Raw genomic sequence first — 11,100 nt, forward strand, 5'->3', positions numbered from 1 at the left:
CACTATCATCTTGCTAGCATCAAGGGTGAACGAGCTGAGGGAGATGCAAGGGTGAGTCCGCTTCCACTGGCCGACCGGACGCTGGTGGTGTCCGGCGGCAGCCGCGGTATAGGTCTGGCAGTCGCCCTCGGCGCAGCCAGACTCGGCGCCAACGCCGTTCTGCTCGCCAAGACCAGTGAGCCGCACCCCAAGCTGCCTGGGACGGTGCACACCGCCGTCGCCGACATCGAGGCGGCGGGCGGCAAAGCACTCGCCGTCGTGGGTGACGTTCGCAACGAGGACGACGTCGCGCGTGCCGTGGACGAGGCCGTCGAACACTTCGGCGGCGTCGACATCGTCGTCAACAACGCCAGCGCCATCGCGACCGATCCCACCGAACAGCTGTCCACCAAGAAGTTCGACCTGATGATGGACATCAACGTCCGCGGCGCATTCCTCCTGACCAGGGCGGCACTCCCCCACCTGCGCAAGTCCGCCCACGCCCACGTGGTGACAGTCGCACCGCCGCTGAACATGAGTAGCCACTGGCTCGGCGCGCATCCGGCCTACACGCTCTCCAAGTACGGAATGACACTGCTCTCACTCGGCTGGGCCTCCGAAAATGCCGACGCCGGAATCGGATTCAGCTGCCTGTGGCCGCAGACGTACATCGCGACGTCGGCGGTGTCGAACCTCGCCAACGGTGATGTCTTGCTGGCTTCGTCGCGCAGCCCGCAGATCATGGCCGACGCCGCGGCCGCCATCCTGACGATGCCCCCGGCTCGCGCCAACGGTCGCTGCTTCATCGACGCCGACGTGCTCGTCGAGTCGGGTATCACCGACCTGTCGCCCTACGGCGGTGGCGACGACCCGAAGTGGGACATCTTCGTCGACCCACCGCAGGTGGAGGGCACCCCGTGACCATCTCGCTGCTGCTGGAAATGGCGGAGTCCTCGCAGCCCGACCGCGAAACGCTCGTTTCCGGCGACGTCCGCTGGACGACAGCCGAACTCAGCCGACTCGCCGACGGGGCCGCGAGCGTGATCAGCGGCGCCGGCGCCCGGCATGTGGCCTATGTCGGTACGGGCGCGGAGATGCTCCCCCTTCTGTTGTTCGGCGCCGCGCGCGCGAGCGTCGCCGTGACGCCGCTGAACTACCGGCTCTCCACCGACGGTGTTCGCGCGCTCATCGAACGGCTGCCCGATCCACTCATCGTGGTCGACGAGGAATACCGCGACGTCGTCGACGGCGAACGAGTCATGACGTCCACCGACTTCCTCTCTGCCGCCCGAGTCGCCGAACCGCTTTCCGGCTTCGCCGATCCGGATTCGGTGGCCGTCGTCCTGTTCACCTCGGGCACGACGTCGGCACCCAAGGCCGTCGAACTCACGCACAACAACCTGACCAGCTACGTCACCGGGACGGTCGAGTTCGACTCTGCGGAGGCGGGTGACGCCGCACTCGTCTGCGTGCCGCCTTACCACATCGCCGGTGTCGGCGCGGCACTGTCCAACGTGTACGCCGGTCGAAAGATGGTCTTTCTGAGGAACTTCGACGCTCGCGAATGGATCCGCCTGGCCAACGAGGAACGGGTGACGTCCGCGACGGTCGTACCCACCATGCTGGATCGGATCGTCGACGTGCTGGAGGAATCGGCAGCCGAACTCACGGCCCCCTCGAGCCTGCGCACCCTCGCATACGGCGGCTCGAAGGTGGCGCTGCCGCTGGTGCGCAGGGCAATGTCCGTCTTTCCCGGCGTGGGGCTCGTCAACGCCTACGGGCTCACCGAGACCAGCTCGACGATCGCAGTGCTCACCCCCGAGGACCACCGCGCGGCGCTCGCCGCGACCGACGACGACGTGCTGCGTCGTCTCGGTTCGGTGGGCCGCCCGGTCCCCGGCATCGAGGTACAGATTCGTGCCGAGGACGGCACCGTGCTCGGCGCGGGCGAGACGGGTGAACTCTACGTGCGCGGCGAGCAGGTATCGGGCCGCTACACCGATGTCGGCTCGCTGCTCGACGCCGAGGGATGGTTTCCCACCAAAGACCGCGCGATGCTCGACGACGGGGGTTATCTGTTCCTCGGTGGACGGTCCGACGACACGATCATCCGCGGTGGTGAGAACATCGCGCCCGCCGAGATCGAGGACGTCCTCGTCGAGCACCCGCACGTAAGCCATTGCGCCGTGGTGGGTCTGGAGGACCCCGAGTGGGGACAGATCATCGTCGCGGTCGTCGTCGCCACGCCCGGCCACACCCCGGATGGCGACGACCTACGGGCATACGTTCGTGCCCGACTCCGCGGCTCCAGGACCCCCGACCGCGTAGTGTTCCGTCACGAACTCCCCACGAACGCAACCGGTAAGGTGCTCCGCCGCGTACTCGTCGACGAACTAGCCGCCCACACCAAGGAGTCAGCATGATCAAGAACGGCACCCGCCTGCAGAGCCAGGTGTGCGACACCCAGGTGATCGTGGTTCGCAGCGCCGAGAGCCTCGAGGACCTTCGCGTCGGTGGCGCCCCTGTGGTGCCGCTCGGCGGCGATGTCGACGCCGGCCTGACAATCGATCCCGATCTGTCCGACGGGACCCTCATGGGCAAGCGCTACGTCGACGACACCGGTGCCGAGGTCCTGGTCACGAAAGCTGGGGCAGGCACGTTGAGCATCGGTGGAACGCCGCTGACGATCAAAGAAGCAAAGCCGCTGCCTGCAAGCGACTGACGTCAGCGGCGCCCACGGCGCTTCCGCTACAGCTGAGTCCACACCGACTTGGTCTTCAGGTAGCCCTCGAGGCCCTCCTTGCCGAATTCGTGGCCCCAACCCGACTGCTTGTAGCCACCGAACGGCACATCGTGGTCGAAGATCAACTGGCAGTTGATCTGTACGCTGCCCGCCTGCAGTCGTTTGACCAACCGATGCCCTCTGCTGATGTTGGTCGTCCAGACCGTGCCCGCCAGTCCGTAGTCGGTGTCGTTGGCCATCGCGATGGCCTCGTCCTCGTCGTCGAACGGGATGATCGACACCACGGGGCCGAAGATCTCCTGCCGGTACAGGCGCATGTCGGGAGTCACATTGGTCAGCACGGTGGGGTGGACGAAATAGCCTTTCCTGTCGAGCCGGTGACCTCCCGTCACCACCTCGGCGCCGTCTCGCTTGCCCTCCTCGATGAATCCCATCACCCGATCGAGTTGCTTGGCGCTGATGAGCGGTCCGCTCATGACGCCCTCTTCAGTCGGACCGCCGTACTTCATGAAGTTCGCCACTCCCGCAATACCTTCGACGACGCGATCGTAGACACCGCGCTGGACGAATATCCGCGAACCGCAGACGCACCCCTGCCCGGAGTGGACGAAGATGCCCATCGCCGCCCCGAAGATGGCCTGATCCAGGTCGGCATCGTCGAAGATCAGGACCGGCGATTTGCCGCCCAGTTCGAGCATCACCTTCTTGAGGTTGCCTGCCGAGGCCCGCACGATCTCCTTGCCGACCTCAGTGGACCCGGTGAAGGCGACCTTCTCGACACCAGGGTGCGCGCTGATAGCCGCGCCAGCGGTGTGGCCGTACCCGGTGATGAGGTTGACCACACCTTCGGGCACCCCGGCCTGGTGAATCAACCGGTCCAGCAACAAGGCCGAAAGTGGGGTCTCTTCAGCGGGTTTGACCAGGCTGCTGCAGCCGGCCGCCAGGGCAGGTGCAATTTTGGCGCACGCGTTGAAGATCGGCCCGTTCCACGGAAATATCAGCCCGACAACGCCGTACGGCTCCTTGAGCGTGTATGCATGCAAATCGACATAGCTGTCCGTGGCGATTCCTGTGGTCCTCACGTCATAGGCGGTGCCGTTGACCTTGGAACACCAGCCGGCGTAGTAACGGAAGAACTCGGCGCACGTGGGCACCACCATTTCGGACTGCAACTTCATCATGCCGGTGTTGGCGGAATCGATCTCGGCGAAGTCGGCGGCGTGCTCGTCGATCAAGTCCGCGATACGCCACATGATCTTGGCCCGTTCGCGCCCGGGCAGTCCCGACCACACCCCCGCGTCGAAAGCAGTTCGAGCACGGACGACCGCGTCGTCGACCGCTCCGGCACCACAGTCGGTGAACTCGGTGATCTGTTCCTCCGTCACCGGATCGATGATCGGAATCACCTCGCCCGTGCCCGGTCGATTCCGAATCTGGTCCAACACTGACACCAAAGTCATTCTGGCCTCCACTTTCTGACTCGACGTTTCATTGAAACCGTTTCGTGCAAGCGATTTGGTGGATCACAGAATGTAGAGGTGCCAGACGTGCGACACGAAAATCACCGCTTGCTGAGCACCTGCTTAGCATCGCTGAGGGGCAGCGGTCAACACCCCGATCACCGACCCGCCCGCCGAGCGGCCTTCGCTCCGAGGTTCCTGAGCCGCTCGGACACGTGAATCGACACGAAAGGCGTGACCACGTCTTCCCGGAGGCGGGTCAGCCGTGACGACGCGATCCGCCACTGACCGTCCTTCTCGTAGGTCTCGTGGTAGTGGCCGAATCCGTTCAGGCTCAGCCCGGGCGCCAGCCGCACGATGTCGTTGAGGGCCCACACCCCGCTCGCGGTCGTGGCGGAGAGCAGATCGATCTCGGGGGCATGCACCTGATGAACGGTCAGCTGCGAAGGCTTCCCGAGAGTGCTCCGCACATAGGACACGAAACGGTCCGCACCGTTGATCACTATGCCCCCCGCCGCGCTGGTGTCGCTGATGAAGTCGTCGACGAAGACGGTTCGCCACATGAGCCAATCCTTGCCGTCCAGATAGCGGCAGTACCGAGCCTTGAGTTGGTGAATCGCTTCGATCTCGAGTAGGCGCGCTGCGTCGTCCATGGCGGGTCTCCCCGGATACTCATGTCGTGCCGTTAGCGTGGAATTCGTCGGATTGACGTCGTCACGGCCCGCCGGTCCCTATGCTGAGCAAGTGCCCAGCAGTCAACGCTATCGCATCGTGCAGTGGAACACCGGCAATGTCGGCAAAAGTTCGGTCAAGGCGATTGTCGAGAATCCGGCATTCGAGCTCGTCGGGTGCTACGCGTGGTCCAAAGACAAGGTCGGCCGCGACGTCGGCGAACTGTGCGGCGGCCCGCCGTTGGGAGTCGCCGCCACCGATGACGTCGCCGGACTTCTCGCGCTGAAGCCTGACTGCGTGGTGTACAACGCGATGTGGCCCAACGTCGAGGAATTGGTGGGCATCCTCTCGGCGGGAGTGAACGTCGTGGCCACTGCGTCCTTCATCACCGGGCACAATCTGGGCGATGGCCGTGATCAGATCCTCGAGGCCTGTGCCCGAGGCGGCGCGACGATCTTCGGGTCAGGCGTCAGCCCAGGTTTTGCCGAACTACTGGCCATCGTGGCAGCGAACGCGTGCGATCGCGTCGACAAGGTCACCATCCAGGAGTCGGCCGACACCACGTTCTACGACTCCCCCGAAACGGAGAAGCCGGTCGGATTCGGCTGTCCCATCGACGATCCCGGGCTGGCGCCAAAGGCCTCACAGGGCACCGCGATCTTCGGAGAAGCGGTTCGGCTGATCGCCGATTCGCTGGGCGTCGAACTGGACGAGATCCGCTGCGATGCCGAATATGCACAGACGACAGAGGATCTCGATCTCGGCTCGTGGACCATTCCCGCCGGATGTGTCGCCGGCGTGCACGCAAGCTGGAAGGGTCTTCGCGGAGGGGAGACCATCGTCGACGTCAATGTGCGTTGGCGTAAAGGGCAATCGTTGACACCGGATTGGCAGCTCGGCCCGGACGGCTGGAAAATCACCATCGACGGGCGACCCACGGTCACCATGCAGGTCGGCTTCCTCCCACCCCCCTACTTCGAGGCGACGACACTCGAGGAGTTCATGGTGCTGGGCCACATCATGACGGCGATGCCGCCGATTCATGCGATTCCGGCCGTCGTCGCTGCAGCACCCGGTATCGCGACCTACAACGACCTGCCTCTCACCCGGGCTCAGGGCGTCGTGCCGAGTCCACCCGACTGACGCGCATCCCGTGCCGGAGCGGCGAGAACGATGTCGTCGGTGCGGCGCTCCAGCACAATCGCTTGAGCGGCGGCGAGGTGGCGCCGGCTCAGTCGCTCCACCTCCTGCGGCCGGCCGGCGGCGATCTCGTCGACCAGTCGGCGGTGGGTTCGTACGGCGCCGCGGGCGGCGGCTGGCGAGGGATACCTACCGCGACTGCTGATCACGTCCGCCCACTGTCTTTCTTGAGCAGACCACAGCGCGACGAGGCTGCTCACGACGTAGCGCATCGTCTCGTTCGGCGTGAATGCGACGACGAGGTCGTGGAACTCTCGCGCGATGCGTGTGAACGCGACGCCATCGGAGACCACCTCAGCCGACGCATCGACGTTCGCGGTCAACGCCGGCACGACCACGGCCATCCGATCCGGTCGGCGCGCGACGTCTCCGACGCACTGGGGCTCCAGCCGCAGGAGGGCCTCGGCCAGGTCACCGAGGGCGACGCCCGCACCTTGGAGCACCAGGCCGAGGTGATAGGCGGCCGAGGTTTGGTCCGGACGATGCACCTGCGCACCCCCCAGGCTCCCCCGCCTGATGGTGATCAAGCCCTCGGTCTCGAGGATCCGCAGCGCCTCTCGTACCGACGGATAGCTGACGCCGAACTCGTTGACCAGGTGGTCCTGGGTGGGCAAATGGGTGGTCGTCGTCCCGGCCAGGATGCGCTGCCGTAATTCGGCCGCAACAGTTTCGGCGACGCGGCCCCGCGGGGTGCGCTCACGACCGAAGGATGTCACGGTGGAAAACTACCATCCTTATAAGGATTGCCCTACGATCGTGAGGTGGACTTCGAAATAGGCGGCGCGGCAACGACGTTGCGTCAGGAACTTCGGCGCCTGGTGAAGGAGAACGTGGCCGAGGACTACCTCGGCGCCTTCACCGCCGACCCCGCCGACCTCGAGACGGCTCAAGCGTTCTGCCGCCTGCTCGCCGAACGCGACCTCCTGTGCATGGCATGGCCACCCGAGTTCGGTGGCCGCGGCGCCTCGATCTGGGAGCAGACCGTGGTGAGAGAAGAGATGTGGGCCCATCACGAACCGCGGGGCGCGCAGTACATGGGGGTCAACTGGGTGGGGCCGACGATCATGCGCCACGGCACCCTGGAGCAGCAAGCGGCCCACCTGCCGGCCATCGCGCGCGGCGAGGTGATCTGGTGTCAGGGCTTCAGCGAACCCGAGGCCGGGTCGGACCTCGCGTCCTTGCGTACCAGCGCAACCCGCGACGGCGAAGGTTGGATCGTCAACGGTCAGAAGATCTGGACGTCCTACGCGACCATGGCTCAGTGGTGCTTTCTGCTCGCCCGCACCACGAAGCTCGCCGACGGCGCCCGAAAGCAGAGCGGGTTGACGATTTTTCTCGTGCCCATGTCGAACCCTGCGGTCACTGTCAGGCCCATCGGCTGCATGATGGGGCCGCACCACCTCAACGAGGTGTTCTTCGATGGCCTACGGGTGACCGAGGCAGATGTGCTCGGATCTGTCGACGACGGCTGGTCGATCGTCTCCGATGTACTCGCTTTCGAACGGGTCGGTATCGCCCGCTACGCCCGATGCGAACGGCTCCTGCACCTCGCGCCGTCGGCGCTGGGGAACCAGTGGGATCACCTGCCCGCGGAGCTGCATGGTCGGTGGACCCGAATGCTGACACACTGCCGCCGCGCCAGGCTGCTCGCTTACCGACTCATCGCGCTGCAGGCCGGCGGGCAGGTGAGTCCCACCGACTCGGCCGCCTATCGGATAGCTGTGACAAAGCTCGACCAGGACAGCGCCGAAGTGCTCATGGAAATCGTGGCGGCGGCCGACGACACCGCCGAGCTGTTCCGCGCCGAGGTCGAGGATCACTGGCGGTATGCGCAGGCGTCGACCGTGTCCTCGGGAAGCATCGAGATGCAACGCATCCTTCTCTCTCGTTCACTGCTGAGGACCCGATGATCGTAGACATGAGCGACGAGGCGAGAGAGTTCGGCCGCCAAGCTCTTCGCGCGTTCGAAGCCGCGGGCGGAGACCTGCTGGTGCAGCGCGCCGAGAAGGAACCGTACAGCCGCGGGGCGCTGGTCGGACCGGTCCTCGAGCAGCTCGGCGTGTTCGACCTTGCGCCACGCGACGACGCCGATTCGTTGGAAGCCGCTGCGGCAGTGTGCCGCAGCGCCGGGCATTGGGCTCTGCCCTATCCCGTCGCCGGGCGGCTGGCCCGCCCGCCCGATCTCGACGTCGCCGGTCTCACCGTCGTCGCCGGCGCCCGGCCGGCTGCTGTCATCGGCGGAACAGACATGCGGTGGGCTGCGGTGTCGCTGGACGGCCACCGCCATCTCGTCACCGCCAAGTCGGCGCCCGGTGCCGCTTTCGTCAGCACCGTGGACCTTGCGCCGCTGGACGACGACGGCACGGCCGACCTCGCCCTGGCACTGACTCTGCCGTGCTGGACACTCCTTGGGATGCTCGACAGGGCAATCGAACTCACCATCGGCCACGTTCAGTTGCGTCAGCAGTTCGGACAACCTCTGTCGCGCTTCCAGAGCGTGCAATTCCAGCTCACCGACGCAGAGGTGGAACGGGCTGGGCTGGAGATGCTGGCGAAGTACACGCTGTGGAGCATCGGCGAGATGCGGGCCGAGGCCCTCGATGATGCGCTCGCGCTGCGAACCGCCGCATTGGAGGCGGCCGAGGTAGTCTTCCGCGTCGCCCACCAGCTGCACGGCGCCATCGGGTTCTGCGACGAGACCACGCTGTCGTGGCTCTCGCGTCACAGTCAACCACTTCGGCGCCTGCCGCTAGGGCTCTCGGCGACCCGCGACATCCTGACCTCGCGCGTCCGGCGGACCGGCCTGGTGGGCCTCTACGACACAGTCGGGGAATCCGTCCGGTGACCGATCTCGACGCTTTCCGCACGCACGTGCGCCAGTGGTGTGTCGAGCACGTACCCACCGATTGGCGCACGTCCCAAACCGGCGCCGCTGACAGTGAATTCGTGGCGTTTCAGAAATGGTGGTTCGCCGAGCTGCACCGCGCGGGTTTCGCCGTACCGCACTGGCCGGCGGCATGGGGTGGTGGTATGCCGGTCGACCAACAAATCGTGCTGTATCAGGAATTGGCTGCACACGACGCCCCACGACTCGTCTTGGCCTTCGTCGGAATCCACCACGCTGCATCCACCCTGCTGATGGCGGGCACCGACGCCCAGCGTCAGCGACATCTGCCGGCCATCCTCGACGGTGAGATCTGGGTTCAGGGCTTTTCCGAGCCCGAGGCGGGATCCGACCTCGCCAGCCTACGCACGTCGGCGCGGCGCGACGGCGATGACTTCGTCGTCAACGGGCAGAAGCTCTGGGCCAGCGGCGGCGCCTACGCCGACTGGTGCCTGCTGCTGGCCCGCACCGATCCCGATGCCCCGAAACGCAAGGGCATCTCGTACTTCTTGATGGACATGACGACCCCAGGTGTCGAGGTGCGACCGATCCGCAACGCGATGGGTGACTCACATTTCTGTGAGGTGTTCCTCAACGACGTGGTCGTTCCCGCTCAGAATCTCGTCGGCGCCGAGAACGCGGGATGGGCTGTGGCACAGGCGACCCTGGGCGCAGAGCGCGGCATGACCATGTTGGAGCTCGCCGAGCGTCTCGGCAACGCCGGCTTCCGGCGGCTGGTCGAGGACTGTAGGTCCATCCAGCCGGACGGTTCTCGACTGATCGACGATGGCTCCGTCTGCGACTCCCTGGCTCGTTTCGAGACCGAACTCACCGGGCTGCGAGCGATGTGCCGCGCGGTGGTGCACAACTCGGAGAACGGCTGTGGCGGGCCAGCAGACCCGTCCATCGTCAAGCTCTACTACAGCGAATTGCTGCAGCGGATGACCGATTTCGCGGCCGACGTCAGCGGCCTCGAAGCCCACACCGTGCTGACGAAGCCGATGTCGAGCGGATGGGAATCAGGTGCCTGGATGCTCGACTTCATCGGCTCCTGGGAGTGGACTGTTCCCGGAGGCACCAGCGAGATTCAGCGCACTATCATCGGGGAACGGGGCCTCGGCCTCCCGCGTGAACCGGTGAGCTCATGACCTCGGAATTCACCGAGCTTCACGACGAGCTTCGCGCAGTCGCACGCGAGATTCTCACCTCGACCGGCGGTGAGGTCGAATGGCCCAGATTCGCCGACGCCGGTTGGCTGAGCCTTGAAATCGACGAAGCCCTGGGTGGCGCTGCGGCGTCGTTCCTCGAGACGGCGATCGTGCTCGAGGAGTTGGGCCGGGCGTCCGCACCCAGTAGGTACCTGGGAACCGTGCTCGCCGTCGGTGCTCTGCAGTTGTCGGCACCGTCTGACGCTCGAGACGGTCTACTCACTGCGGTCGGCGCCGGCACGTCGACGGCGGCACTGGTCTGTGATCTGTTCCGGCTTCGTCGCGACGCCGCTGGAATTCGGTTGTCCGGCAGGGCCGATTTCGTACTCGACGCAGTCGGCGCCGACCATCTGCTGGTCCTCGCCGATGACGACGGAGCATCGGTGCTCATCGACGCCGGCGGACTCACCGTCGCCCCACAGCCCCTGCTCGACGAGACACGGAGCGTGGGCGTCGTCAGAGCCGACGACATGTTCGTCGACGCGGCGTCGGTGTGGCGGCTCGACGGTGAGGCTGCCGCCGCCCGACTGCGGGATCGAGCAGCTGTCGCAATCGCCTGTGACAGTTTGGGGATCGGTGAGGCGATGCTCGCTGCGACGGTTGGTTACGCCGGGGTGCGTCAACAATTCGGCCGACCGATCGGATCGTTCCAGGCGGTGAAGCACGCGTGCGCCGACATGCTGGTCCGGCTGTCGATAGCGCGCGTGTTGGTCGACGCAGCCGTCACGCAGGTGGCCGACGACGTCGACGCATCGGTCGCAGCCTCGATGGCTAAGTCGTATGCGTGCGAAACGGCGGTCGATGTGGCAGGAAAGGCGATGCAACTGCACGGCGGCATCGGATACACGTGGGAGAGCGGGCTGCACGTCTACCTGAAGAGAGCGGCACTGAATCGGGCGCTGTTCGGCGCTCCCGCGGAACACCGTCGACGATTGTCCCGCCGGTACCGCTGAC

11 protein-coding genes are annotated in these 11,100 nt (G+C 65.7%); 8 read left to right on the top strand and 3 right to left on the bottom strand.

Annotation, left to right across the window (positions count from 1 at the left end):
• The first annotated feature begins 51 nt into the window (after window positions 1–51).
• Genes ACZYYX_RS20630 through ACZYYX_RS20640 form a run of 3 tightly spaced genes read left to right on the top strand, consistent with a single transcriptional unit; the run spans window position 52 to window position 2,701 of the window.
• Window positions 52–900 carry an SDR family oxidoreductase gene (locus ACZYYX_RS20630; protein WP_463816449.1) on the top strand — a complete coding sequence of 283 codons (849 nt, stop codon included), beginning with the start codon at window positions 52–54 and terminating at the stop codon, window positions 898–900.
• Window positions 897–2,402 carry a class I adenylate-forming enzyme family protein gene (locus tag ACZYYX_RS20635; protein WP_463816450.1) on the top strand — a complete coding sequence of 502 codons (1,506 nt, stop codon included), beginning with the start codon at window positions 897–899 and terminating at the stop codon, window positions 2,400–2,402. Before ACZYYX_RS20630 ends, ACZYYX_RS20635 begins: the two co-directional genes overlap by 4 nt.
• Window positions 2,399–2,701 (top strand): hypothetical protein, encoded by a 303-nt coding sequence (locus ACZYYX_RS20640; protein WP_463816451.1) that lies wholly within the window; start codon window positions 2,399–2,401, stop codon window positions 2,699–2,701. Before ACZYYX_RS20635 ends, ACZYYX_RS20640 begins: the two co-directional genes overlap by 4 nt.
• Before the next feature lie 26 nt (window positions 2,702–2,727).
• Here ACZYYX_RS20640 and ACZYYX_RS20645 read toward each other — a convergent pair whose 3' ends face one another.
• On the bottom strand, window positions 2,728–4,182 hold the full coding sequence (locus ACZYYX_RS20645; RefSeq protein ID WP_463816452.1) for an aldehyde dehydrogenase family protein: 1,455 nt from the start codon (window positions 4,180–4,182) through the stop codon (window positions 2,728–2,730).
• Between the two features lie 158 nt (window positions 4,183–4,340).
• Entirely contained in the window at window positions 4,341–4,835 is a 495-nt protein-coding gene (locus ACZYYX_RS20650; protein WP_463816453.1) for a nuclear transport factor 2 family protein, read from the bottom strand.
• Between the two features lie 91 nt (window positions 4,836–4,926).
• On the opposite strand from ACZYYX_RS20650, the gene ACZYYX_RS20655 reads away from it, so the two are divergent.
• Window positions 4,927–5,997, top strand: a complete 1,071-nt coding sequence (locus ACZYYX_RS20655) for an NAD(P)H-dependent amine dehydrogenase family protein (RefSeq protein WP_463816454.1) — start codon at window positions 4,927–4,929, stop codon at window positions 5,995–5,997.
• On the opposite strand, the gene ACZYYX_RS20660 is transcribed toward ACZYYX_RS20655, so the two are convergent.
• The gene (locus tag ACZYYX_RS20660; RefSeq protein ID WP_463816455.1) at window positions 5,967–6,770 is read right to left on the bottom strand and encodes a FadR/GntR family transcriptional regulator; all 804 of its coding nucleotides are present in this window, start codon (window positions 6,768–6,770) and stop codon (window positions 5,967–5,969) included. The two genes, ACZYYX_RS20655 and ACZYYX_RS20660, sit on opposite strands and share 31 nt — an antisense overlap.
• A gap of 45 nt (window positions 6,771–6,815) precedes the next feature.
• Between ACZYYX_RS20660 and ACZYYX_RS20665 the strand changes: the two genes are divergently transcribed.
• The 4 genes from ACZYYX_RS20665 to ACZYYX_RS20680 are packed head-to-tail and all read left to right on the top strand — an operon-like array spanning window position 6,816 to window position 11,099.
• Entirely contained in the window at window positions 6,816–7,964 is a 1,149-nt protein-coding gene (locus tag ACZYYX_RS20665; RefSeq protein WP_463816456.1) for an acyl-CoA dehydrogenase family protein, read from the top strand.
• Window positions 7,961–8,899, top strand: coding sequence for an acyl-CoA dehydrogenase family protein (locus tag ACZYYX_RS20670; protein WP_463816457.1), 939 nt, complete (start codon window positions 7,961–7,963; stop codon window positions 8,897–8,899). The genes ACZYYX_RS20665 and ACZYYX_RS20670 overlap by 4 nt, the downstream gene beginning before the upstream one ends.
• Entirely contained in the window at window positions 8,896–10,086 is a 1,191-nt protein-coding gene (locus tag ACZYYX_RS20675; protein ID WP_463816458.1) for an acyl-CoA dehydrogenase family protein, read from the top strand. Before ACZYYX_RS20670 ends, ACZYYX_RS20675 begins: the two co-directional genes overlap by 4 nt.
• Entirely contained in the window at window positions 10,083–11,099 is a 1,017-nt protein-coding gene (locus ACZYYX_RS20680; RefSeq protein WP_463816459.1) for an acyl-CoA dehydrogenase family protein, read from the top strand. The genes ACZYYX_RS20675 and ACZYYX_RS20680 overlap by 4 nt, the downstream gene beginning before the upstream one ends.
• The last annotated feature ends 1 nt before the right edge of the window (window position 11,100 follow it).

Source organism: Mycobacterium sp. IDUB_1, from assembly GCF_055419625.1.